Raw genomic sequence first — 23117 nt, forward strand, 5'->3', positions numbered from 1 at the left:
CTTCTCCGGGTGTGCTGCGGCCTGGAAAAGATGCTACGTCGGTCGACGGCGCGCGACCTGGACAAATCCTAACAACCGGCGACAGAGTCAGGCTACGTCGTAACGGATGTAGAGTCGCCCCGAGTCCCGCTCGCGTTCTACCCGCGCTCGCACCCCCCACACCTGCTGGATCAGCTCGGCTGTCAGCACCTCGGCTGGCGTACCCTCGGCGACCAGGCGGCCGTCGCGCAGTACCACCAGGCGATCGCAGAACAGCGCGGCCAGGTTGAGGTCGTGGATGGCCAGCACGCAGGTGGCCGGCAGGCGGCGAACCAGGTCGAGGATCTCCAGCTGGTGCTGGATATCGAGGTGGTTGGTGGGTTCGTCCAGCAAGAGTTCGCTGGGCTCCTGGGCCAGGGCACGGGCGATCTGGGCGCGTTGGCGTTCGCCGCCGGAAAGGCTGTGCCAGCGGCGCCCGGCCTTGTCGACCAGCCCCACCTGGGCCAGGGCGCGCTGGCAGACCTCGGCGTCGCGGGCGCTCCAGGCGTCGAGCAGGCCGCGATGGGGCGTACGGCCCAGGCGCACCACCTCGGCCACCGAGAGGTCGGCCTCGGTGCCGGCCTGCTGCTCCACCAGGGCCACCCGGCGGGCCAGGTCGCGGCGCCGCAACTGATTCAGCGGGGTCTCGTCGAGGCTGACCTCCCCCTCCTCCGGTCGCCGTAGCCCGGCCAAGAGTCGCAACAGGCTGGACTTGCCCGAGCCGTTGGGGCCGAGCAGGCCGAGCACGCCGCCGGGCTGCACCTGCAGGGTCACCCCGCGCAGGATCGGCTGGCCACCGGCGCTCCAGGCCACGTCACGGGCGGCCAGGCTCATCGGACTTCCCGCGCGCGATAGAGAATGAAGGCGAAGGCCGGCGCCCCGACCAGGGCGGTGACCACGCCGATGGGCAGGGTCTGCTTGGCCACCAGGGTACGGGCGACGATATCGGCCAGCACCATGAACAGGGCGCCGGTCAGGGCGCAGGTGGGCAGCAGGCGACCATGGCCGGGGCCCACCAGGAAGCGCGCCACATGGGGAATCACCAGGCCGACGAAACCCACCGCCCCTACCAGGCTGACCAGGCAGGCGGTGATCAGGCCGGTGACCGCCAGGAGCAGCAGGCGCAGCGGTCCCACCGCTACTCCCAGGCTGGCGGCGGCGTCCTCGCCGAAGGCGAAGGCATCCAGCGCCCGGGCGCAGGCGAGGCAGACCAACAGGCCACCCAGGACCACGGCGCCGGCCAGCCAGACATCCGGCCAGCGCACCCCGGACAGGCTGCCGAGCAGCCAGAACATGACGCTACGCGCCTGCTCGGCATTGGCCGCGGTAGCGACGATATAGGCGGTCAGGGCGTTGAACAGCTGAGAGGCGGCGACCCCGGCGAGAATGATGCGGGTGCTGCCGCCACTGCCCAGGAAAGGCAGCACCACGGTGAAGGCCAGCATGGCGCCAAGGAAGGCGCCCAGGGAGACCCCGAGCACCCCGCCGCCGACGCCCAGCAGCATTACCAGCACCGCGCCGGTGGAGGCTCCGGCCGACAGCCCCAGCACATAGGGTTCGGCCAAGGCGTTGCGCAGCAGCGCCTGGAGGATGGCGCCGGACACCGCCAGGCCCGCGCCGCAGCAGGCCGCCACCAGGGCGCGGCTGAAGCGGTATTCCCAGACGATGCCCTGGACGATGCGCTCCACCGGATAGGGCCCCAGGCCAAGGCCATTGGCGATGGCCAGCAGGCTGGTCAGAGGGGCGATGGGCATCTCGCCGAAGGAGGCCGCGAACACCACACTGGCGGCCAGCGCCAGCACGGCGGCCAGGCCCAGCAGCCAGCGCCAGGGCCGGGCGCCTTCGGCCGCCAGGGGCAGGCTCATGGTTTGGGCTTGGCCAGGTCGCTGGCCAGGGCCTCGACGCCATCCACCACCCGCAGCGAGGGGTTGAGGGTCGGGGCGTCCACCACCAGCAGATGGTTCTCGCGCACCGCGCGCAATTCGCGGGTCAGAGGATCGCTGCGCAGGAAGGCCAGTTTCTTGTCCACGTCGTCGGCTGGGTACAGGCGGCGGTCCATGCGCGCCACCACGATATAGTCCGGGTCCAGGGCGGCGATGCGCTCCCAGCTCACCGCCGGCCACTCTTCGGCGCTGTCCACCACGTTGCGCAGCCCCAGGGCGCGCGCGATCCAGGCGGGCGCACCGAGGTTGCCGGCCACCCAGGGATCGCCTTCCAGGCGGGTACTGGAGAACCAGAACAGCACCGAACGTCCCTGCACCCCGGCAGCCTTGGCTTTCTCGCCAGCGGCGGCGATGCGCCGGTCCAAATCAGCCGCCAGGCGGTCGCCGGCCGGCTGCACATCCAGGATGGCCGCCAGCTCGTGCACCTCACGGGTCACCAGTTGCATGTCGAAGGGCGCGCTACGGCTGCCGTCGCTGTTGGAATCGGCGGTCACCGCCTTGCCCTCGCAGTCGCTGGGCGCCACGTAGGCGGCGATGCCCAGGTCGGCGAAGCGCGGGAAGTCGCCCACCTCGCCACCGGGACCGACGTGATAGGTGTACTGCGCCGCCACCAGGTCCGGCCGGGTGCCGACCACGGCTTCGAAGCTGGGCGCGTTGTCGGCCAGGCGCGGGATGCCCTTGCCCTCTGCCTGCAGATTCGCGGGCAAGGCGCCGAACCAGACGCCAGTGCCCACCAGGCGCGGCCCCACGCCCAGGCTCAGGAGCAGCTCGGTGCTGGCCTGGCCGATACTGACCACGCGCTGCGGCGCGCGCTCGAAGACCAGGTCGCGACCACAGTTGTGGACGGTAAGCGGATAGTGGGTGGCGGCCTGAGCGGTGAAGGACGAAACGGACAGTGCCGCAGCGGCTAGCAGCGGCGAAAGACGGCGAAGCATGGACTCTCCTTGGGATGACGCGTCCCTTGTGGATGATGGTTATCCCCTGGCAAGGTCTGGCTCATCTCCCGGAGGAGACTCACAGTGGCGCGACCGCGCCGGATTTGCACCGGCTTCCCGCCAGGGAACGTGAGGGGTCGCCGACGTTAGGCCAGCGGCGACCAATCTTCAAGCACTTGACGTTACTTTATAACAAATCCGGATCGTACCAGCGCGGCGTGTAGACCCATTCGCCGCCGTCGGCCCGAGGGAAACGCCTGGTATGGCTGGAGCCGAGGATCACCAGGGTGCGCGAATCCACCCTGTCGCTGCGCAGGGCGCCGAGGCTGGTGTATTCGAGACCGCCACCGGGCCGGCCGACGTCGCGGCCAAGGATCACCGGGGTGGTCGCCGGGCGGCAGCTGCGCAGGACGTCCAGCGCCCGTTCCAGCTGGTGCGGACGGGCCTTGGAGATGGGGTTGTAGAAGGCCATGGCCAGGTCCGCCGCGGCGGCCTGGCGCAGGCGCTGCTCGATCACCGCCCAGGGCTTGAGGTTGTCGGACAGGGAGATCAGGCAGAAATCGTGGCCCAGGGGCGCACCCGCCAGGGCCGCGCTGGCCATGGCCGCGGTGATACCCGGCAGGATTTCCAGCTCCACCGCCGCCCAGCGCGGGTCATCGGCGCCTTCCAGCACCTCCAGCACCGCCGCGGCCATGGCGAAGACGCCCGGATCGCCGGACGACACCATGACCACCTGGCGACCGCTGGCGGCCAGTTCGAAGGCGTGGCGGGCGCGCTGCAGCTCTTCGCGGTTGTCGCTGGCATGGGCTAGTTGGTCGGGGCGCAGGGGGCCGGCCATCTTCACATAGGTGGCATAGCCGAGCACGTCCTGGGCCTGGTCCAGGGCGCGGCGCACCACCGGGGCCATGAGTTCGGCCGCACCGGGGCCGAGGCCTACCACGCTGAGACGACCGCGGCGCTGACCGATTCCATCGGCGTCCAGCGGCGTCGGGTGCAGATGCAGGGCGATGCCGCGCTCCTGGGCGCGGTCCACGGTCGCCCGGGCGAAATCCGGGGTGCCGGCAGCGACGAATCTCAGCGGCACATCCAGCGCCTGGCTCAGCTCGGCCAGGGCGGGCGCGGCCATGTCTTCCGCCCGCGCCAGGAGCACGGCCACCGCACCTGGCGCATAGCCGGTGCTGGCGAGCAATTCGCTGACGGCCGTCGCGCTGGCATCGGCGCGCACCGCCACCAGTACCGCGCGGGGATGGATCAGCAGGGTGTGGTCGTCGGCGCTGGCCAGTGGCGAGACCAGGATGCGCTGCCGCGCGGCGGGATCGCGGGCCAGGGGCACCTCGTCCAGCCAGGGCGCCTCGCCCTCGATGCGCACCGGCTCACCGGCCAGTAGATCGGCCACCCGGTGCTTGGCCACGTCAACGTCGGCCAGGGCATAGCCGACCGGCGGATCGAGCAGGCAGGTGCCGAATCTCAGTTCGCCGCTGGTGGTGATGGCCGGGGCCACGTCCAGCAACGTACCGAGCTGACGGGCCAGGCGATTGGCCCCAGCCAGGCCGCCCAGCAGCGGCACCACGGCGCTGCCGTCCTCGGCCACCGCCAGCACCGGCGGCTCGGCGGTCTTGTCGTCCAAGAGCGGCGCCAGGGTACGGATGACAATGCCGGCGGCGCATAGCACCACCAGCGGGCGCTGTTGCCGATAGAGGTCGCGCAGATGGTCGCCGAAGGCGCTATAGCCCACATCGCCCTCGACCCGTCCGGCGAGGCCGTGCACCTGGCTACTCGGCAAGCCGGCCTGCAGGCGGCGGGCGGTGGCCAGGGCACCGGGGCCGAGGATGACGATGGCCGGGCTCAACCCTTCCATTTCACCCCCGGCACCACCACCAGCGAGAAATACGGCGAGGCCATGGGCTCCACCTCGTCCAGCGGCACGATGCGCTGGTTGCTCATGGTGGCGCGCTCGATATAGCGGGCGCGCTCGTCCAGGCCCAGCTCGCGCAAGACTTGGCGCACCTTCTCGAAGTTACGGCCGAGCTTCATCACCACGGCGGCGTCGGCGCTGGCCAGGCGCGCCTTGAGTTCCTCGGCGGAGAGCACCCCGGAGAGCACCGTGAGGGTCTGGTTGCGATAGACCAGCGGCAGACCGAGCATGGCCACGCCACCGAGCATGGAGCAGACCCCCGGTACCACCTGGGCTTCGTAGCGCTCGGCCAGGCGGTCGTGCAGGTACATGTAGGAGCCGTAGAAGAAGGGATCGCCCTCGCAGATCACCGCCACGTCGCGGCCGGCATCCAGGTGGTCGGCCACCTGGGAGGCGGCGGTGTCGTAGAAATCGGCGATCACCGTCTCGTAGGAGAGCGGCGGCGCCAGCTTCTCGGTGGTCACCGGATAGACCAGCGGCAGGCGCTGCTGGCCGTCCAGCAGATAGCCCTCGATCACGCCATAGGCATTGCCGCCCTGGCCAACGTTGGCCTTGGCCTTGGCGACGAAATAGGCCACCACCGGCGCGCCCTGCAGCAGGCGCAGGGCCTTGAGGGTGATGAGTTCCGGATCGCCGGGGCCGACGCCCAGGCCGAGCAGGCGGCCGGCCATCACTCCACCTCCGTGGCCAGGGCGTTGACCGCGGCGGCGGCCATGGCACTGCCACCGCGGCGGCCGCGGACGATGACATAGGGCACGCCGCGGCTGTCGGCGGCCAGGGCGTCCTTGGACTCCATCGCCCCGACGAAGCCCACCGGCATGCCCAGGATCAGTGCCGGCTTGGGCGCGCCGGCGTCGAGCATCTCCAACAGGTAGAACAGCGCCGTGGGGGCATTGCCGATCACCACCACGCTGCCGGCCAGGTGCGGCCGCCAGCGCTCCAGGGCCACGGCGGAACGGGTATTGCCCCGCTCGATGGCCAGTTCCCGGATACCCTCGTCGTGCAGGGTGCAGATCACCTGGTTATTCGCCGGCAAGCGGGTGCGAGTGACACCCTCGGCGACCATGCGCGCATCGCAGAGGATGGGCGCACCGGCCGCCAGGGCCGCGCGACCGGCCGCGCCGGCGCCCGGGGAAAAGGCCAGGTCCTGGACCACGTCGACCATGCCGCAGGCGTGGATCACCCGGACGGCGAGCTTTTCCAGGTCGGCAGGGATGGCCGAGAGATCGGCCTCGGCGCGGATGGTGGCGAAGGATTGGCGATAGATCGCCTGGCCGTCGCGTTCGTACTCAAGCATCACTAGGGCTCCGGGCCAGCCAGGCGGCGGCCTCGTCGAGAGAAAGGTGGATGGCGCGTCGCCGGCCCGGACCGGGCTGGGTGGCGTCGTGCACGAAGAGGTCATAGCGGCCGGGGGCCACGGCCAGCAGGGTATGGGGTGCCTGGCCAGCCAGGGCGCAACTGCGCGGGCAACCGGAGAGATGCACCGCCACGCCGGCCGGTAGCCGCTCGGCCAGGCGCAGGGCATCGCCCTTGGTATCGGCCTGGCCCTTGGCGCAGCCCACGCTGCCGGTACAGGCGATCAGCCGGGCCAGGGGCGCGGCGGCGTCGGTGGTCAGGTCCAGGGCAGCCAGAGCGGCGAGCAGCTCGGGCGCCTGATCGACAGATACATCCGGCAGCAACAGGCCCTGCCAGGGGGTGAGGTGCAATTCGCCGTTGCCCAGGCGCTCGGCCAGGTCGGCGCCTGCCGCCAACGTCGTGGCCGGCAGACGACCCAGGGCGGGCTGGGCACCGACCCAGCAGAGGCCAGGTTGCCGCTGAGGATGGCTACCGAGGCGGCCGGCGATTTCCGCTGGCGCGCGTGGGTGGCTCGGAGTCGGCAGCAGATCCAGACCGGCCAGCAGCTCCTCGACCGGATATTGCGCCAGCAGCTGTCTCATGCGGCTCTGCTCGGGACCGGCCAGGTCAAGGAAGCGATGCAGCAGGGTCGCCACCGTGGCTACCTCGCGACCCGCGGGGATCAGGCCCAGGGGCGCATCCGCAGGGGTACCGGCCAGGCCGAGCACGAAGCCCTCAGCGCGAGCCGACAGCCAGACATCATGGGGATGATCGAGCCGCGCCAGGGCCTCGCCGCCGTCCAGTTGCAGGGCGAACTTGGCCGATAGCCCATGCAGTCGACGGTCGCCTTCCAGGAGGGCGAGCAGTTCGGCGGCCAGGGGACGGACGTCCTGCAGCTGCTGCGGATCGCGGCCGGCAGAGGGGCTGAGCAGCAGATTGCGCACGTCGTCGGCGGCGGGATCGGCCGGGCCCAGACCGGCAGCTTGCAGCGCAGCCACCAACGCGTCGGCCCCATCCTGGCGCACGCCCCGCAGTTGTAGATTGGCTCTATTGGTCAGCTCCAGCACACCGGTCGCCCAGCGCTCGCTGGCGGCAGCGATGGCCCGCGCCTGGTCTGCCATGAGCCGACCGCCCGGCAACTTCACCCGGCACAGGCCGCCATCGCGCGCGGGCACGATGCGCAACAGGCCCGGACAGGCCGAAGGCCGCGGGACGATGGCGGAGGGAAGCGAAGGATTCACGGCGGAAGGTCGGGCTGGACGGGAAAGACGCTATTATGCCCGCTTTGCCCGACCCCTTGAAAACGCCCGGTCGGCCGACGTTCGATGAGGTGTGTTCATGATCCCCTGGCTGACCGTGGTGGGTATCGGCGAAGACGGCTACCCCGGCCTCGGCAAGCAGGCGCGCCGCGCCCTGCTGGAGGCAGGGGTCGTCATCGGCGGTCCGCGCCAGCTGGCGCTGCTGCCACCCTGCATTCGCGCCACTCGCGAGCCCTGGCCGCAGCCCTTCGCCCTGGCCCCGGTGCTGGACCGGCGCGGCACCCCGGTCTGCGTGCTGGCCAGCGGCGATCCCATGCTATTCGGCGTCGGCGCCAGCCTTGCGCGCCAGTTGTCGGCCGACGAGCTGCAGGTGCTGCCGGCGCCCTCCTCCTATTCTCTGGCCGCTGCCCGCCTGGGTTGGCCGCTGCAAGAGGTGGCGTTGCTGTCGGTGGTGGCCCGCCCCCTGGCCGGCGTGGTGCGCCACCTGCACCCCGGCGCACGGCTGCTGGTCTTGAGCAACGACGGTAGCAGTCCCGCTGCCCTGGCCGAGTTGCTGGTGGAGCAGGGCTTCGGCGCCAGCCAGCTGCAGGTGCTGGAGCACCTGGGCGGCCCGCTGGAAAGACGGATCGCTGGTCGTGCCCAGGACTGGTCGCTGGCCGAGGCGGCGGCGCTCAACCTGGTCGCCATCGAGGTCCTGAGCGAGACCGGTGCGGCGGGTCTGCCACTCACCGCCGGTCTGCCAGACAGTGCCTATCGCCACGACGGCCAGTTGACCAAGAGAGACGTGCGCGCCGTGACCCTGGCCCGTCTGGCGCCGCGCCCCGGCGAGTTGCTGTGGGACGTGGGCGCTGGCTGCGGCTCCATCGGTATCGAATGGGCGCGCAGCCATCCTAGTTGTCGGGTGCTGGCCATCGAAGCGGATCCCGGACGCCAGGCGCATATCCTCCACAACCGCGACCAGCTCGGCGCCCCGGCGCTGCAGCTGGTGGCCGGCCAGGCGCCGGAGGCCCTGGCCGGCCTGGCCATGCCAGATGCCATCTTCATCGGCGGCGGCCTCACCGCACCCGGCGTGCTGGACGCCTGCTGGGACGCCCTGAAGCCCGGCGGCCGCCTGGTCGCCAATGCCGTGACCCTGCAGACCGAGGCCGCCCTGGTGGCCTTCCGCGAACGCCACGGTGGCGACCTGACCCGCCTGCAGGTGGCTCAGGCGCAACCACTCGGCACCTTCGACACCTGGCGCGCAGCGCTGCCCATCACCTTGCTGGAGGTGGTGAAGTCGTGAGTGTTGGACGTGGCCCCCTCACCCCAACCCTCTCCCCGAGGGGAGAGGGGGTGGCTTGGTATGGCCCTTTAATCCGCGGCGGTAAGCAGCGCCTCGCCCCCTCACCCCAGCCCTCTCCCCGTAGGGGCGAGGGGGTCGTTCGGTGGTGGGTTGGAAGTCTGGCGTCCGGGCTAACGCCCACTCGTCTTTTTGAGCGAGCTGCAATGACCGGCGAGAACGCCGCCTGCGAGACCAAGACGCCTGCTCCGCAGCTCAATCCCAGGCACCGGCTTTGCTCCCCTCTCCCCCTGGGAGAGGGGCCGGGGGTGAGGGTACACGCCCACAGCATCGTCGGAGCAACCCCATGAAGATCCTCCTGCTCGGCGGCACCACCGAAGCCCTGGCCATCGCCCGTCGACTACCGGCGGATGCCCTCTACAGCCTCGCCGGCCTCGGCCGGGTGCCCCAGGATCTGCCCTGCCAGGTAAGGGTTGGCGGCTACGGTGGCGCCGCAGGCCTGGCCGCCTTTCTCCGTACGGAAGGCATCGAGCTGCTGCTGGACGCCACCCACCCCTATGCAGCGCAGATCAGCCATAACGCCGCCCAGGCGGCGACCAGTGCCGGCATCCCCTGCTGGGCCCTGCGCCGCCCCGGTTGGCAAGCAGGCTCGGAAGACGACTGGCGCGAGGTGGCCGACTGGGCCGAACTCCGGATGGCGCTGGCACCCTTCGCCCGCCCCTTCTTCACCCTCGGTCGCGAACCCCTGGAACACCTGGCAGAGATCCCGGCCCACCAGTTCTGGACCCTGCGCCTGCTCGATGCCTATCCCGGCAACGAACGAGCGCGGATCATCGCCGACCGCGGCCCCTTCGCCCTGGACGCCGAGCGCACCCTGTTCGCCCAGGGCAACTTCGATGTGCTGATCAGCAAGAACAGCGGCAGCGCCGCCACCCAGCCCAAGTTGCAAGTGGCCCGCGAGCGCGGCCTGCCGGTGCTGATCCTGCGGCGCCCCGCCCTGCCCGCCGTCGACCGCGAATTCGCCAGCGTCGCCGAGCTGCTCGCCGCCCTCGCCGAGGAAATCCCATGACCGTCCACTTCATCGGCGCCGGCCCTGGCGATCCCGACCTCATCACCGTCAAGGGCCAGCGACTGATCCGTCAGTGCCCGGTGATCCTCTATGCCGGCTCCCTGGTGCCGCCAGCGGTGTTGGAAGGCCATAGCGCCGAGACGGTGATCGACACCGCCCACCTGGATCTCGACGCCATCGTCGGCCACCTGGCCGCCGCCCATGCCCGCGGCAAAGACGTGGCACGAGTGCACTCCGGCGATCCCTCACTGTACGGCGCCATCGGCGAGCAGATCCGCCGCCTGCAGGCGCTGGGCATTCCCTACGAGATCGTCCCCGGCGTGACCGCCACCGCCGCCTGCGCCGCCCTGCTCGGCTGCGAGCTGACCCTGCCCGGTGTCAGCCAGACGGTGATCCTGACCCGCTATGCCAGCCGCACCGTCATGCCGGAGGGCGAAGCGCTGGCTGATCTGGCCCGGCACCGCGCCACCCTGGCCATCCACCTGGGCGTGGGCCAGTTGGAGCGCATCGTCGCCGACCTGCTACCGCACTACGGTCCCGCCTGCCCGGTGGCCATCGTCCACCGCGCCAGTTGGCCGGACCAGGACAGTGTCCAGGGCACCCTGGCCGACATCGTCGAACGGGCCCGCGACAAGGACTTCCGCCGCACCGCGCTGATCCTGGTCGGCGAGGTGCTGGCGCCAGGGGATTTCAGCGATTCCAAGCTTTATCGGCAGGGGCCGGGCTAACCCCCGTAGGTTGAGCTGAGGCGGCCTTATCGCCGAAGCCCAACACACTCAAGGCTCGACGCAGCACCGTTGGGCTTCGCTGCGCTCAACCCAACCTACGTCACCCTTGCATCAATACCCCGCTCCACCCTCGCCACCACTGACGATGGCCACCCCCGAACTGGTCCCCAACCGAGTCGCGCCGGCCGCCAGCATGGCCAGGGCGGTGGCGCGGTCGCGGACCCCGCCGGAGGCCTTGACGCCCATCTCCGGGCCCACCTCTTCGCGCATCAGCCGGACGTCCTCCAGGGTCGCGCCGCCGTGGCCGAATCCGGTGGAGGTCTTGACGAAGGCCACCCCAAGGTCACGACAGATCCGGCAGGCCTGGCGCTTCTGGGTCTCGTCGAGCAGGCCGGTCTCCAGGATCACCTTGAGCGGCACCGTGCCGCAGGCGGCCAACACCGCGGCGATGTCGGCGGACACCTCGTCCAGCAGCCCATCCTTGAGCCAGCCGATGTTGAGCACCATGTCGATCTCCCCCGCTCCAGCGGCGATGGCGCGCTCGGCCTCGAAGGCCTTGGCCGCGCTCAAGCCGGCGCCCAGCGGAAAGCCCACCACCGCGCAGACCTTGACCGGGCTGCCAGCCAGTTGCGCCGCCGCATAGGGGACCTGAGCTGAATTCACGCACACCGAATAGAAGCCGTGGGTCATGGCCTCCGCGCACAGCTGGGCGATACGCGCGCGACTGGCGTCGGCGGCGAGCAGGGTGTGATCGATATGGGCTGCGAGCGAAGGGGCATCGGGCTGCATGGAAACCTCCAGGGACAGGAGGCTGCAGTATGAACCCCGCCCCCGGTCACGGCGACCGGGGGCGGCCTATCCTCAGTGGAACAGCTCGGCGATGAACACCGCGCCGATGAAGGTGCCGAAGCTGGCGGTCAGGGACACCACCACGATGCGCCAGCCGAGGCGGCGGAAAGCGGGGATGTCCTTGGCGATGGACAGACCGGCGAAGGCCAGCATCGGGGTGATCACCGCCAGCACGCCGACGGTGTTGGAGGCGGCGGTGATCTGCGGCGCCCAGGGGCACCAGGGCGAGGTGAGGAACATGGCCACCAGCGATACCCAGCACACCGCCGGCACCTTGCGGCGGAACAGCTGGCAGAGCAGTTCGCCGACGAAGGCCGCGGCGATCAGCAGTGCTGCGGCGGTGAAGGCGGCAGCCGGCAGCGCCTTGGTGGCGACGAAGGTACTGAGCAGGGCCAGGCCGGCGGCGGCCAGCCATGCGCTCAGGCGGCCCGACCAACCCAGTTCCACCGGCTCGTCCACCACCGTCTGGTCCACCGCGCTCTGCGTAAAGGAGGCCTTGGTGGTGCGACCGATGCGCGGCTCCAGCACCCGATAGCCCCAGACCGCCAGCGGCAAGGAGATGAACAGGGTGAAGTAGGTGCCCAGGGTGGTGGTGATCAGGTTGGCCGCCGCGGCCAGCGCCATGACCTGCTTGGCCACTTCGGGCGTCTGCTGGGCGGCCACTGCACCGGCCGCGGCGGCCATGATGCTGCCCGAGCCGATGCCGGAGCCCATGGCCAGGGAATAGGGATGGAAGATGTTGAGGCTGGCGATGAAGCCGGCCACGATGGCCATGAACACCGCGCCGATCAGGGTGCCGGTGAGGTATTCGGCGAGCACGCCGCGGCCTTCCGGGGAATCCATGCCATATCGTTCGCCGATGATCGCCAGGCTCGGCTCGCGGCCCACTGAGAAGGTGGCACCGATGGCCTCACGCTTGATGCCCAGCAGCAGCGCCACCGGCAGGCCGAGCAGGATGGTGCCGACGAAATGGCCCAGCTCCTGGAAGGCCAGCGCCCAGCCCGCGGCGATCACCGTGGGCAGCGAGCCCCCCACCACCAGGCCGAGCTTGGCGATGAAGATCAGCAGGGCGTATTGCAGGATGGCCGCCGAGCGCACCTGGGCAGCGCGCCCGATGGCCAGGCCCTGGGGCAGATGCTTGCTGGCCAGACCGACGGCGGCTCCCAGCAGCAGCGCCCAGATCATCGGCAGCAGGACCACCTTGCCCGGCCCCAGCGGAATGCTGATGGCGCCAATCAGCTCGGCGATCAGCAGTACCACCGCCGCCCAGACATAGAGTTTCACGGTATCGCTGACAGCGCGGTCCTGGCCGACGGCCAGAGTCGGATTGGCACTCATTCTTCCCCCTGCGGCCCACTCGTGGGCTCGGTTGTAGGTATGGTTGGCAGACGCGAGCGGCGGGCTCGCTGGGCAGAAACGAAGGCTCCGCAAGGGAGCGTGACTCGGCTGTTCTAGGAGGGCTGGTCGAGGTCGCACAGGGGCTTACCAGAGCTGAGAGCGCCTGGAAGAGCGTCGCCTTCCACGGGATTTCCCACCACTCCGGGCCACTACGCCGCTGGCCTCGTCCAGGCCGGGGCGGCCGTGGTCTTGGCCCGAGTATGGACAGCGCCCTGTTCTCTCTCCAATACTGGAAATGGCCTTTTCCGTTGCCTTTACGAGAACACACGGATGCGTGGAATTCACGAACAGCGCTTGCATTATTTCGTCGAAGCGGTGCGTCTGGGTAGCGTGCGCGCCGCTGCCGACGCCCTGGACATCGCGCCTTCGGCGGTCAGCCGGCAGATCGCCCAGGTCGAGGCGGAACTGGGCGTCGATCTCATCGAGCGGCACCGCCGCGGCATCACTCCGACCGAAGCCGGCCGCCTGGTGCTGGACTATTTTCGCCAGCGCCAGACCCAGCTCGACGGTCTGAGAGACGCCATCGCCGACCTCCAGGGGCTGCGTACCGGCAACGTGGTGCTGGCCATCGGCGAGGGTTTCATTGGCGATCTGTCGCGCAGCCTGGGCGAGTTTTCCGCCCGGCATCCGGACATCGAGGTGAGAGTCAACGTGGTGGGCACCAACGAGGTGATCCGTCAGGTGGTGGAGGATGAGGCGCACCTGGGCCTGGTGTTCAATCCGCCACGCGATCCGCATCTGCGGGTGCACGGCAGCCGGCCGCAGCCGCTCTATGCCCTGGTGGCACCGGAACACCCCTTGGCCACCACCGCGAGCCCCATCGCGCTGGACGAACTGGGCCGGCACCGCCTGGCGCTACCGGACATCTCCTACGGCATCCGCCAGATGCTCGATGCCGTGGAACAGGCCGCCGGCCAGCGCCTGGCGCCGACCCTGACCTGCAACACCTTCACCCTGCTCAAGCACTATGCCCAGCAGGGCGGCGTGACCCTCTTGCCGCTGTTCGCCGCCACCCAGGAACTGGACAGCGGCGCCTTGCACGCCCTGCCCCTGGCCGATCCGGGCTTCGCCCGCGCCCACGTCGAGCTGGTCACCCGCCTGGGGCGCAAGCTCAGCCGTGCGGCGGACGAATTACGGGCGAGTCTAGTACAGCAGATGACCGCCTTTCGCTGAGCGCTTTAAAGAGATACTTAGTGCCTATTCAAAGGCTCGCGAGCTAGCGACAAACAAGGCGAAAATGGCTGAGGAAGCGGATCGGACTCGCGCTCGAGTTTACGAAGGGTAAATGAGCATTCCGAAGCCATTTTCAACGCAGTTTGGCCGACGCGCAGCAGCCTTTGAAAAGGCTCTCAGGCCGGCAGCTCCTGCCGCACCAGCTCCGCCCACAACCGCACCGCCGGCTCGATGATGGCGTCGTTGAAGTCGTAGGCTGGATTGTGCAGCGGCGCCGAGGGCTGGGCGTCGTCGACGCCGAGCCAGAGATAGGCCCCCGGACGCGCCGCCAGCATGAAGGCGAAGTCCTCGGAAGCCATGGACGGTGGTACGCCATCGCTGACCCGTTTGGCACCAAAGGCCTGCACCGCCGCCTCGCGCACTCGCGCCGCCTGGGCGGGATGGTTCTGGGTCACCGGATAGCCACGGGTGAATTCCAGTTCGCCGCGCACACCCTGGGCAAGCGGGGCCTGGGCGACGATCTCGCCGATCAGCCGCTCCACCTCGGCCCGTACCGCGCCGTCCAGGCAACGCACCGTGCCCCTGAGCCGCGCCACCTCGGGGATGACGTTGATCGCCTCCCCTGCTTCCATCATGGTCACGCTGACCACCGCGGACGCCAGCGGCGAGATACGTCGGGCGACGATGGTCTGCAACTGCAGGATCAGGTCCGCCGCGGCGACGATGGGATCGCGACCGCGCTCGGGCATGGCCGCGTGGCAGCCCTTGCCGGTCAGGGTGATGGCGAAGGTGTCCAGCGAGGCCATCATGGCCCCGGGATTGACCACCACCTGGCCGGCCGGCAGCCCCGGCCAGTTGTGCAGGCCGTAGATGGCGTCCATCGGGAAGCGTTCGAACAGGCCGTCCTCGATCATCTTCTGGGCGCCGCCGAGATTTTCCTCGGCGGGCTGGAAGACGAAATAGAGGGTGCCGCGGAAGTCACGGTTTTCGCTCAGGTGGCGGGCCGTGGCCAGCAGGATGGCGGTGTGGCCGTCATGCCCGCAGGCATGCATGCGCCCGGCTGCGGTGGAACGGTGGGGCAGGTTCCCCACCTCCTGCATCGGCAGGGCGTCCATGTCGGCGCGCAGTCCCAGGCTGGGGCCCTCGCCGTGGCGCAGTACCCCGACCACACCCGTCCCGCCGAGGCCGCGATGGACCTCCAGGCCGAAGCCCTCCAGCAGTTCGGCCACCCGCGCTGCGGTGCGGTGCTCGGCGAAGCCCAGTTCGGGGTGGGCGTGGAAGTCGCGCCGCCAGTTACGGGCGTCGTCCAACAGGGATTGGTGAATGGTCATCTATTACTCCAGGCTGGCGCCATAGCCGAAGCCGGCGGCGGGCACCGCGGCGGTCTCCACCCAGACGCTCTTCACCTCGCTGTATTCGCGCAGGGCGTCGAGGCCGGAGGAACGGCCATAGCCGCTCTCGCCGTAGCCGCCGAAGGGCGAGCTGACGTGGATGGTCTTGTAGCCGTTGATCCAGAAGGTGCCGGCGCGCACGCCACGGGCCACCCGGTGGGCACGGCCGACGTCGCGGGTCCAGACCGCCCCGGCCAGGCCAAAGCGACTGTCGTTGGCGATGCGGATGGCGTCGGCCTCGTCCTTGAAGGGAATGGCCACCACCACCGGCCCGAAGATTTCTTCCTGGGCGCAAGCCAGGCCGTTGTGGCCGGCCAGCACGGTGGGATTGACGTAGTAGCCGGCCCCGGCCGGCAGCGGCTCGACGCCATTGGCCACGTGCCGCGCGCCCTCGCCCAGGGCACCTTCCACCATTCGGCGCACGTGGGCGAACTGCTTGGCATTGTGGATCGGGCCGATCTGGGTCTCGGGATCGCTCGGGTCACCTACCTTGAACTGGCTGGCGGCGCGGGCCACCGCCTGAATGAAGCGTTCGTAGATGGACTCCTGCACCAGCAGGCGCGAACCGGAGACGCAACTCTGACCGGCGCCGGAGAAGATCGCCGCCTGGGCGCCGCGTACGGCCAGGTCCAGGTCGGCGTCCTCGAAGACGATGTTGGCCGACTTGCCACCCAGCTCCAGCACCGCCGGGATGCAGCGCTGGGCCGCGGCGGCGGCGATGTGGCGGCCGGTGGCCGGCGAGCCGACAAAGACCACCTTGCGGATGTCGGCGTGGGCGATCACCTGCTGGCCCACGGTATGGCCCTGGCCGGCGAGGACGTTGACCAGGCCCTTGGGCGCGCCGGCGCGTTCCACCAGCACGCCGAGCAGCAGCGAGGTCACCGGGGTCAGCTCGGACGGCTTGAGGATCACCGCGTTGCCGGCGGTGATGGCCGGGGCGATCTGCCAGCCGCCGGTGAAGATGGGTGCGTTCCAGGGGGTGATCTGCAGCACCGTGCCCAGGGGTTCGTAGGTCACGTAGTTAAGGTGGCTGGTGGGCACCGGAATGACTTCGCCGTGCAGCTTGTCGGCCCAGCCGGCGTAGTACTCGAACATCTCGGCGACCTTGAGCACCTCGACACGCGCATCGCGGATCGGCTTGTTGGCGGTCAGGGATTCCAGCTGCGCCAGGGCCTCGGCCTCCTCGCGGATCAGGGCGCCGACCTTATAGATGATGCGTCCGCGGGCCTGGGCGGTCAGGGCGCGCCACTCCTCGCGCGCCCGGCGGGCGGCGGCATCAGCGCGCTCGACCACGGCCAGGTCGGCATCGGGGTAGCTGTAGGCGAGGCTGTCGTCATGGGCGTTGCGGACGTTGACCTGCTCGCCGCTGCCGTCGACGAATTCGCCGTCCACGTAGCTGGCGACCTGCTGGCGGTCGCCCCAGAAGGGCTTGAGCAATTCCAGAGCCTTGGCATTCATCATGATCATTCCCCCTTGCCGAACAGGTCTTCGCTGGTGCGTCGTGCGATGGCGCAGAAATCCTCGCCATCGGCCAGGGTATCGGCGCTGGCCGCCCAGGCCTGGGCGGTAGCCGCGGCCAGCGGCAGGTCGAGGCCGAGTTCGGCGATGAGGTCGCGGGCCAGGCCCACGTCCTTGCGCATCAGGCCCATGGTGAAGCCGGAGTCGTAGGCCTTGTTCAGCACCCAGGTGGGGAACATGGCCTGGCTGGCGGCGCTGCGCCCGGAGCCGGCGTTGATGCCTTCGATCAGCTTTTCCGGGGCGACCCCGGCGCAGGCGGCCATGGTCACCGCCTCGGCGGTGGTGATCAGGTGCGCCGCGGCGAGCAGGTTGTTGGCGATCTTGGCGATGTTGCCGGCGCCCACGGCACCGACGTGCACGCGGGTCGCGCTCATGGCTTCCAGTGCAGGCAGCGCCTTGGCCAGGGCCGCTTCGCTACCGCCGATGACCATGGTCATGGTGCCGGCCGCGGCACCGGCCGGACCGCCGGAGACCGGGGCATCGAGGAAGTCGGCGCCGACCTCGGCGAAGGCCGCCGCCACCCGGCGGCTGGTCTCGGGGGTGGAGGTGGTGGTGTCGACCACCACGGTGCCCGGTCGCACGCGACCGACCAGCCCCGCCTCGCCCAGGCACACGGCCTCGACATGCTCGGCCTTGGGCAGCGACAGCACGATCACCTCGCTGGTGGCGGCCAGGGCTGCCAGATCGCCGGCGATGGCCACGCCCTGGGCGGCGACCCGCTCGCAGGCGGCGCTGGAGGGGTCCAGCCCGATAACCGGCACGCCCTTGCGCGCCAGGGTGATCGCCATGTTGCCGCCCATGTTGCCGAGTCCGATGACCCCGACCTGCCTGCCCATGCCTTGCTCCTCTTCTCGTCTCACGAATGACTAGCGACCGGCCCGTTGGCCAGCCTGTGACGATCGAGTATGGGAGGCCCAGGCATCACCACCAATACGGCATTCGGTCTTTCATGTTGCGCAAAAGGCAACGGCTCACCCGTCCTTGGCAGAGCATCGGCACCAGCATCGTGCAAGCCATCATAGGCCTACCGATAGCCGCCCCACACTGGTGCACGACGCCAATCCTGAACGATCGGTCAACCCATCCGACACCAGTGCCCATGCGGCCTGCCATACGCTGGCACAAATCCTGAAATGGCGATTGCCGGGCCGAGAGCCCAGCCCAACAACAGCGCACGTTCGCCAGGAGCCACTCGCATGAAGCGCCGTCCTCTACTCAAGACCACCCTCGCCGCCAGCGCCCTGCTCATGAGCGGCCTGTTCCCCTGGAGTGCCGCGCACGCCGCGGACACCATCAAGGTCGGCATCCTGCATTCGCTCTCCGGCACCATGGCCATCTCCGAAACCGCGCTGAAGAACATGGCGCTGATGACCATCGACGAAATCAACGCCAAGGGCGGGGTGCTGGGCAAGAAACTCGAACCCGTGGTGGTCGATCCGGCCTCCAACTGGCCGCTGTTCGCCGAGAAGGCACGCCAGTTGCTGACCCAGGACAAGGTCGCGGTCACCTTCGGCTGCTGGACCTCGGTGTCGCGCAAGTCGGTACTGCCGGTGTTCGAGGAACTCAACGGCCTGCTGTTCTACCCGGTGCAGTACGAAGGCGAAGAGATGTCGCCCAACGTCTTCTACACCGGCGCAGCGCCGAACCAGCAGGCCATCCCGGCAGTGGAATACCTGATGAGCGAAGACGGCGGCGGCGCCAAGCGCTTCTTCCTGCTTGGCACCGACTACGTCTATCCGCGCACCACCAACAAGATCCTGAGAGCCTTCCTGCATAGCAAGGGTGTCGAGGACAAGGACATCGAAGAGGTCTACACCCCCTTCGGCTACAGCGACTACCAGACCATCGTCGCCAACATCAAGAAGTTCGCCGCCGGCGGCAAGACCGCGGTCATCTCCACCATCAACGGCGACTCCAACGTGCCCTTCTACAAGGAGCTGGGCAACCAGGGCCTGAAGGCCACCGAGGTACCGGTGATGGCCTTCTCGGTGGGTGAGGAAGAATTGCGCGGCATCGACACCAAGCCGCTGGTGGGCCAGCTGGCCGCCTGGAACTACTTCGAATCCCTGGATAACCCGGTGAACAAGAAGTTCGTCGCCGACTGGAAGGCCTACGCCAAGGCCCAGAACCTGCCCAACTACCAGACCACCGTGACCAACGACCCCATGGAAGCCACCTACATCGGCATCCACATGTGGGCCCAGGCGGTGGAGAAGGCCGGCAGCACCGACGTCGACAAGGTACGCAAGGCCATGGCCGGCCAGACCTTCGCCGCACCGGACGGCTACACCATCGAAATGGACAAGACCAACCACCACCTGCACAAGCCGGTGATGATTGGCGAGATCCAGGAAGACGGTCAGTTCAACGTCGTCTGGCAGAGCAAGGGACCGATCCGCGCCCAGCCCTGGAGCCCCTACATCCCCGGAAACGACAAGAAGCCCGACGAGCCGGTGAAGAGCGGCAAGTAAGCTCCAGCCCTCACCCCCGGCCCCTCTCCCAGGGGGAGAGGGGAGCGAAGCGCCGCTCAGCTTGAACGACGTGCGTGCTTTTACCCCCTCTCCCTTAGGGAGAGGGCTGGGGTGAGGGCAAAGGCGCTCCGAAGCCAACAGGAAACACCCGCAACACCACAGCTCCGCTCTTCCCCCTCTCCCCCTGGGAAAGGGTTGGGGTGAGGGCCCGCCAGCGCCTCCACCCCACCGGAAGCCCGGCACCAGAAACGAGGCCACGCGTGCCACTCCCCAGGGAGCCCACACGCCAGAGCCTTTACCTAACGACGAGGCCGAGCATGTCCCTACGCCTTTTCCTTCTGCCCCTGCTGTTGCTGCTCGCCGGCACCGTCCAGGCCGGCCCCGCCGCCGACCTCGCCGCCGCCAGCACCAGCGACCAGGCCAAACTCCTGCAGGACTGGGCCGCCGCCCCCGAGCCTGCGCAACTGCCGGTGCTCCAAGCCCTGCAAGACGGCCGCTTCTACGTCGACGACGCCAAGCGGCCCTTCTACAAGACCGGCGACAGCTATACCGCCGCCGAGGGCGAAGCCACCGCCCCCACCGGCACGCCCAAGCCGGTGCGCCTGAACAATCGCCTGCGCATCCTCATCGGCGCCGCCCAGGCCAGCGGTCAGCTGCTGTCCAGCGACGCCACCCAGCGCCTGGCCGCCGCCCAGGCCCTGCGCCAGGAGGCCAAGCCCGAACAGCGCCCCTTCCTGGAGAAGCGCCTGCACGCCGAGGCCGATCAGCAGGTGAAAAATGCCCTGGCCGCCGCCCTGGCCAACCTGCAGCTGAGCGATCCCGATCCCGCCGTACGCCTGGCCGCGGTGCGGCTGCTCGGCGAGTCCGGCGAACCCCAAGCCAAGCCCCGCCTGCAGGCCCTGCTCGACCCCGCCGTGGAAGCCAACGAAGACGTCCGCAAGGCCGCCGCCACCGGCCTTGCCCAGGTGGAGCGCAAGCTGCTGCTGGGCGATCTGCTCGGCCAGGCCTTCACCGGCCTGTCGCTGGGCTCCATCCTGCTGCTGGCCGCCCTGGGCCTGGCCATCACCTACGGCCTGCTCGGCGTCATCAACATGGCCCACGGCGAGATGCTGATGCTCGGTGCCTACGCCACCTATGTGGTGCAGTTGACCCTGCAACGCCTGGCCCCCGAATGGCTGGCCTGGTATCCGCTGCTGGCGCTGCCGGTGGCCTTCGCCGTCACCGCCGCCATCGGCATGGCCCTGGAACGCACCGTGATCCGCCATCTCTATGGCCGGCCGCTGGAAACCCTGCTGGCGACCTGGGGCATCAGCCTGATGCTGATCCAGGCGGTACGGGTGGTGTTTGGCGCCCAGAACGTGGAAGTGGCCAACCCGGCCTGGCTGTCCGGCGGTATCCAGGTGCTGCCCAACCTGCTGCTGCCGTGGAACCGGGTGATCATCCTCGGCTTCGTGGTCTTCGTGCTGATCCTCACCTGGACCCTGCTGAACAAGACCCGCCTGGGCCTCAACGTGCGCGCCGTGACCCAGAATCGCAACATGGCCGCCTGCTGCGGGGTGCCCACCGGACGCATCGACATGCTCGCCTTCGGCCTCGGTTCCGGCATCGCCGGCCTCGGCGGCGTGGCCCTGTCGCAGATCGGCAACGTCGGCCCCGACCTCGGCCAGAGCTACATCATCGACTCCTTCCTGGTGGTGGTGCTGGGCGGCGTCGGCCAGTTGGCCGGCAGCGTGCTGGCCGCCTTCGGCCTGGGCATCCTCAACAAGGTCCTCGAGCCGCAGATCGGCGCCGTGCTGGGCAAGATCCTCATCCTCGGCCTGATCATCCTGTTCATCCAGAAACGGCCCCAGGGCCTGTTCGCCCTCAAGGGGAGGGTCATCGATTGAACCAGCCACTCGCCCTCACCGCCGTGCAGAAGGTCGGCCCGCGCCTGAGCCTGGCCGTCCTCGGCCTGGTCCTCACCGGGCTGATCGCCCTGCCGCTGCTGTCCCTGCTGCCGGCCGACAACCCCTTCCAGGTCTCGGCCTACACCCTCACCCTGGCGGGCAAGATCCTCTGCTACGCCATCGTCGCCCTGGCCCTCGACCTGGTCTGGGGCTACGCCGGCATGCTCTCCCTGGGCCATGCCCTGTTCTTCGCCCTGGGCGGCTACGCCATGGGCATGTACCTGATGCGCCAGGCTGCCGGCGATGGTCTGCCGCCCTTCATGAGCTTCCTCTCCTGGACCAGTTACCCCTGGTTCTGGGCCGGCACCGACCACTTCCTCTGGGCCCTATGCCTGGCGGTATTGGCGCCCGGCCTGCTGGCCCTGGTGTTCGGCTTCTTCGCCTTCCGCTCGAAGATCAAGGGCGTCTACTTCTCGATCATGACCCAGGCCCTGACCTACGCCGGCATGCTGCTGTTCTTCCGCAACGAGACCGGTTTCGGCGGCAACAACGGCTTCACCGGCTTCACCACCCTGCTGGGCTTTCCGGTGGCGGCCCAGGGCACCCGCGCGGTGCTCTTCCTGCTCACCGTGGCGCTGCTGGTGGCCAGCCTCTGGCTGGGTTGGCGGCTGGCGCAGAGCAAGTTCGGCCGCATCCTCACGGCGATCCGCGACGCCGAGAACCGGGTGACCTTCTGCGGCTACGATCCGCGCGGCTTCAAGCTGTTCGTCTGGGTGCTCTCGGCGGTGCTCTGCGGCCTGGCCGGCGCCCTCTACGTGCCCCAGGTGGGCATCATCAATCCCAGCGAGATGGCCCCGACCAACTCCATCGAGGCGGCCATCTGGGTCGCCCTCGGCGGCCGCGGCAGCCTGATCGGCCCGGTGCTCGGCGCCGGTATCGTCAACGGCGCCAAGAGCTGGTTCACCGTGGCCTTCCCCGAGTACTGGCTGTTCTTCCTCGGCGCCCTGTTCATCGTCGTCACCCTCTACCTGCCACGCGGCGTGATCGGCCTCATCAACAAGGAGCGCGACGCATGAAAGCCGCCCCCGTTCCCCCGCTGGCCGCCGAGGTGCTCGATCCCGGCGTCGGTGGCGAAGCCAGTGGCCTCGGCCATCGCGCCGGCAAGGGCCTGGATACCCGCCACGGCACCATCCTCAGCCTGGAAGGCATCGAGGTCAGCTTCGACGGCTTCAAGGCCCTGCGCGACCTCAATCTCTACATCGGCGTCGGCGAACTGCGCTGCATCATCGGCCCCAATGGCGCCGGCAAGACGACGATGATGGACGTCATCACCGGCAAGACCCGTCCCGACCGCGGCAGCGCCTGGTTCGGCGAGACGCTGGATCTCACCCGCCTGCAACCGGTGCAGATCGCCCAGGCCGGCATCGGCCGCAAGTTCCAGAAACCCACGGTGTTCGAGGCCCTGAGCGTCTGGGAAAACCTGGAGCTGGCGCAGAAGACCGACAAGTCGGTCTGGTCCAGCCTCCGCGCCCGGCTCTCCGGCATGCAGCGCGATCGCCTGGAAGAGGTGCTCACCACCATCCGCCTGCAGGAATCGCGTGGCCGCACCGCCGGCATGCTCTCCCACGGCCAGAAGCAATTCCTCGAGATCGGCATGCTGCTGGTGCAGGAGCCCCAGTTGCTGCTGCTCGACGAACCCGTGGCCGGCATGACCGACGCCGAGACCGAATTCACCGCCGAGCTGTTCAAGTCGCTGGTACCCAAGCACTCGCTCATGGTGGTGGAGCACGACATGGGCTTCGTCGGCAGCATCGCCGACCACGTCACCGTGCTGCACCAGGGCCACGTCCTGGCCGAAGGCTCGCTGGACCAGGTCCAGGCCAACGAACAGGTGATCGAGGTGTATCTAGGGCGCTAGCGCCGCGCCGAATTGAACGCATATCGCGGCCA

Annotated in this window: 20 protein-coding genes and 1 riboswitch; of the genes, 8 read left to right on the forward strand and 12 right to left on the reverse strand. The window is 69.2% G+C overall.

The window, feature by feature from the left end:
* Window positions 1-87 precede the first annotated feature (87 nt).
* The 7 genes from CCZ28_RS13290 to cobG all read right to left on the reverse strand — a co-directional run bounded on the left by CCZ28_RS13290 (window position 88) and on the right by cobG (window position 7387).
* Window positions 88-852, reverse strand: a complete 765-nt coding sequence (locus CCZ28_RS13290) for an ABC transporter ATP-binding protein (protein WP_140218736.1) — start codon at window positions 850-852, stop codon at window positions 88-90.
* The gene (locus CCZ28_RS13295; RefSeq protein WP_140218738.1) at window positions 849-1883 is read right to left on the reverse strand and encodes a FecCD family ABC transporter permease; all 1035 of its coding nucleotides are present in this window, start codon (window positions 1881-1883) and stop codon (window positions 849-851) included. The genes CCZ28_RS13290 and CCZ28_RS13295 overlap by 4 nt, the downstream gene beginning before the upstream one ends.
* Window positions 1880-2896, reverse strand: coding sequence for an ABC transporter substrate-binding protein (locus CCZ28_RS13300; RefSeq protein ID WP_140218740.1), 1017 nt, complete (start codon window positions 2894-2896; stop codon window positions 1880-1882). Before CCZ28_RS13300 ends, CCZ28_RS13295 begins: the two co-directional genes overlap by 4 nt.
* 42 nt (window positions 2897-2938) lie before the next feature.
* Window positions 2939-3024: riboswitch (adenosylcobalamin (AdoCbl) riboswitch) on the reverse strand.
* 59 nt (window positions 3025-3083) lie between these two features.
* Window positions 3084-4754 (reverse strand): precorrin-3B C(17)-methyltransferase, encoded by a 1671-nt coding sequence (gene cobJ / locus CCZ28_RS13305; protein ID WP_167509240.1) that lies wholly within the window; start codon window positions 4752-4754, stop codon window positions 3084-3086.
* Window positions 4742-5482: a precorrin-2 C(20)-methyltransferase gene (locus CCZ28_RS13310; protein WP_140218742.1), complete on the reverse strand. Its 741-nt coding sequence runs from the start codon at window positions 5480-5482 to the stop codon at window positions 4742-4744. Before CCZ28_RS13310 ends, cobJ begins: the two co-directional genes overlap by 13 nt.
* Window positions 5482-6108, reverse strand: a complete 627-nt coding sequence (locus tag CCZ28_RS13315; RefSeq protein ID WP_140218744.1) for a precorrin-8X methylmutase — start codon at window positions 6106-6108, stop codon at window positions 5482-5484. The genes CCZ28_RS13310 and CCZ28_RS13315 overlap by 1 nt, the downstream gene beginning before the upstream one ends.
* The gene (cobG, locus tag CCZ28_RS13320) at window positions 6101-7387 is read right to left on the reverse strand and encodes a precorrin-3B synthase (protein ID WP_276613490.1); all 1287 of its coding nucleotides are present in this window, start codon (window positions 7385-7387) and stop codon (window positions 6101-6103) included. Before cobG ends, CCZ28_RS13315 begins: the two co-directional genes overlap by 8 nt.
* Window positions 7388-7484: 97 nt before the next feature.
* Here cobG and cbiE point away from each other — a divergent pair, with 97 nt between their 5' ends.
* The 3 genes from cbiE to cobM all read left to right on the forward strand — a co-directional run bounded on the left by cbiE (window position 7485) and on the right by cobM (window position 10481).
* Entirely contained in the window at window positions 7485-8687 is a 1203-nt protein-coding gene (cbiE, locus tag CCZ28_RS13325) for a precorrin-6y C5,15-methyltransferase (decarboxylating) subunit CbiE (RefSeq protein ID WP_140218746.1), read from the forward strand.
* A gap of 343 nt (window positions 8688-9030) precedes the next feature.
* A complete protein-coding gene (locus tag CCZ28_RS13330) occupies window positions 9031-9753 on the forward strand; it encodes a cobalt-precorrin-6A reductase (protein WP_140218748.1) in 723 nt (240 codons plus the stop codon).
* Window positions 9750-10481 (forward strand): precorrin-4 C(11)-methyltransferase, encoded by a 732-nt coding sequence (gene cobM / locus CCZ28_RS13335; RefSeq protein ID WP_140218750.1) that lies wholly within the window; start codon window positions 9750-9752, stop codon window positions 10479-10481. Before CCZ28_RS13330 ends, cobM begins: the two co-directional genes overlap by 4 nt.
* 111 nt (window positions 10482-10592) lie before the next feature.
* On the opposite strand, the gene deoC is transcribed toward cobM, so the two are convergent.
* Both deoC and CCZ28_RS13345 read right to left on the reverse strand, forming a co-directional pair.
* Window positions 10593-11270, reverse strand: coding sequence for a deoxyribose-phosphate aldolase (gene deoC, locus CCZ28_RS13340; RefSeq protein ID WP_140218751.1), 678 nt, complete (start codon window positions 11268-11270; stop codon window positions 10593-10595).
* Window positions 11271-11342: 72 nt separating this feature from the next.
* Window positions 11343-12668: a DUF3100 domain-containing protein gene (locus tag CCZ28_RS13345; protein ID WP_140218753.1), complete on the reverse strand. Its 1326-nt coding sequence runs from the start codon at window positions 12666-12668 to the stop codon at window positions 11343-11345.
* A gap of 330 nt (window positions 12669-12998) precedes the next feature.
* On the opposite strand from CCZ28_RS13345, the gene CCZ28_RS13350 reads away from it, so the two are divergent.
* Entirely contained in the window at window positions 12999-13901 is a 903-nt protein-coding gene (locus CCZ28_RS13350; RefSeq protein ID WP_140218755.1) for a LysR family transcriptional regulator, read from the forward strand.
* Between the two features lie 176 nt (window positions 13902-14077).
* Here the strand turns inward: CCZ28_RS13350 and CCZ28_RS13355 are convergent, their stop codons facing one another.
* From CCZ28_RS13355 to CCZ28_RS13365, 3 genes are read right to left on the reverse strand one after another with little or no spacing between them, the layout of a single operon-like run.
* The gene (locus CCZ28_RS13355; RefSeq protein WP_140218757.1) at window positions 14078-15232 is read right to left on the reverse strand and encodes a M20 aminoacylase family protein; all 1155 of its coding nucleotides are present in this window, start codon (window positions 15230-15232) and stop codon (window positions 14078-14080) included.
* Window positions 15233-15235: 3 nt separating this feature from the next.
* Entirely contained in the window at window positions 15236-16753 is a 1518-nt protein-coding gene (locus tag CCZ28_RS13360) for an aldehyde dehydrogenase family protein (protein ID WP_140218760.1), read from the reverse strand.
* Between the two features lie 2 nt (window positions 16754-16755).
* Complete coding sequence (locus tag CCZ28_RS13365; protein WP_140218763.1) at window positions 16756-17646, reverse strand: NAD(P)-dependent oxidoreductase; 891 nt, start codon at window positions 17644-17646, stop codon at window positions 16756-16758.
* A 360-nt stretch (window positions 17647-18006) separates the two neighbouring features.
* Here CCZ28_RS13365 and urtA point away from each other — a divergent pair, with 360 nt between their 5' ends.
* From urtA to urtD, 4 genes are all read left to right on the forward strand, one after another.
* Window positions 18007-19281, forward strand: coding sequence for an urea ABC transporter substrate-binding protein (gene urtA, locus CCZ28_RS13370; protein ID WP_140218765.1), 1275 nt, complete (start codon window positions 18007-18009; stop codon window positions 19279-19281).
* Between the two features lie 317 nt (window positions 19282-19598).
* Entirely contained in the window at window positions 19599-21167 is a 1569-nt protein-coding gene (urtB, locus tag CCZ28_RS13375; protein WP_140218767.1) for an urea ABC transporter permease subunit UrtB, read from the forward strand.
* 44 nt (window positions 21168-21211) lie between these two features.
* The gene (gene urtC / locus CCZ28_RS13380) at window positions 21212-22243 is read left to right on the forward strand and encodes an urea ABC transporter permease subunit UrtC (RefSeq protein ID WP_437179222.1); all 1032 of its coding nucleotides are present in this window, start codon (window positions 21212-21214) and stop codon (window positions 22241-22243) included.
* Window positions 22240-23085 (forward strand): urea ABC transporter ATP-binding protein UrtD, encoded by an 846-nt coding sequence (urtD, locus tag CCZ28_RS13385; RefSeq protein ID WP_140218771.1) that lies wholly within the window; start codon window positions 22240-22242, stop codon window positions 23083-23085. Before urtC ends, urtD begins: the two co-directional genes overlap by 4 nt.
* Window positions 23086-23117 lie beyond the last annotated feature (32 nt).

Source organism: Pseudomonas oryzihabitans (assembly GCF_006384975.1).
Taxonomy (GTDB): Bacteria; Pseudomonadota; Gammaproteobacteria; order Pseudomonadales; family Pseudomonadaceae; genus Chryseomonas; species Chryseomonas psychrotolerans_B.

Excerpts from the sequence above, each read along its gene's own strand:
- CCZ28_RS13290 (WP_140218736.1), bottom strand. The coding sequence starts at position 852 with ATGAGCCTGGCCGCCCGTGACGTGGCCTGGAGCGCCGGTGGCCAGCCG.
- CCZ28_RS13295 (WP_140218738.1), bottom strand. The coding sequence starts at position 1,883 with ATGAGCCTGCCCCTGGCGGCCGAAGGCGCCCGGCCCTGGCGCTGGCTG.
- CCZ28_RS13300 (WP_140218740.1), bottom strand. The coding sequence starts at position 2,896 with ATGCTTCGCCGTCTTTCGCCGCTGCTAGCCGCTGCGGCACTGTCCGTT.
- cobJ (WP_167509240.1), bottom strand. The coding sequence starts at position 4,754 with ATGGAAGGGTTGAGCCCGGCCATCGTCATCCTCGGCCCCGGTGCCCTG.
- CCZ28_RS13310 (WP_140218742.1), bottom strand. The coding sequence starts at position 5,482 with ATGGCCGGCCGCCTGCTCGGCCTGGGCGTCGGCCCCGGCGATCCGGAA.
- CCZ28_RS13315 (WP_140218744.1), bottom strand. The coding sequence starts at position 6,108 with ATGCTTGAGTACGAACGCGACGGCCAGGCGATCTATCGCCAATCCTTC.
- cbiE (WP_140218746.1), top strand. The coding sequence starts at position 7,485 with ATGATCCCCTGGCTGACCGTGGTGGGTATCGGCGAAGACGGCTACCCC.
- CCZ28_RS13330 (WP_140218748.1), top strand. The coding sequence starts at position 9,031 with ATGAAGATCCTCCTGCTCGGCGGCACCACCGAAGCCCTGGCCATCGCC.
- cobM (WP_140218750.1), top strand. The coding sequence starts at position 9,750 with ATGACCGTCCACTTCATCGGCGCCGGCCCTGGCGATCCCGACCTCATC.
- deoC (WP_140218751.1), bottom strand. The coding sequence starts at position 11,270 with ATGCAGCCCGATGCCCCTTCGCTCGCAGCCCATATCGATCACACCCTG.
- CCZ28_RS13345 (WP_140218753.1), bottom strand. The coding sequence starts at position 12,668 with ATGAGTGCCAATCCGACTCTGGCCGTCGGCCAGGACCGCGCTGTCAGC.
- CCZ28_RS13350 (WP_140218755.1), top strand. The coding sequence starts at position 12,999 with ATGCGTGGAATTCACGAACAGCGCTTGCATTATTTCGTCGAAGCGGTG.
- CCZ28_RS13355 (WP_140218757.1), bottom strand. The coding sequence starts at position 15,232 with ATGACCATTCACCAATCCCTGTTGGACGACGCCCGTAACTGGCGGCGC.
- CCZ28_RS13360 (WP_140218760.1), bottom strand. The coding sequence starts at position 16,753 with ATGATGAATGCCAAGGCTCTGGAATTGCTCAAGCCCTTCTGGGGCGAC.
- CCZ28_RS13365 (WP_140218763.1), bottom strand. The coding sequence starts at position 17,646 with ATGGGCAGGCAGGTCGGGGTCATCGGACTCGGCAACATGGGCGGCAAC.
- urtA (WP_140218765.1), top strand. The coding sequence starts at position 18,007 with ATGAAGCGCCGTCCTCTACTCAAGACCACCCTCGCCGCCAGCGCCCTG.
- urtB (WP_140218767.1), top strand. The coding sequence starts at position 19,599 with ATGTCCCTACGCCTTTTCCTTCTGCCCCTGCTGTTGCTGCTCGCCGGC.
- urtD (WP_140218771.1), top strand. The coding sequence starts at position 22,240 with ATGAAAGCCGCCCCCGTTCCCCCGCTGGCCGCCGAGGTGCTCGATCCC.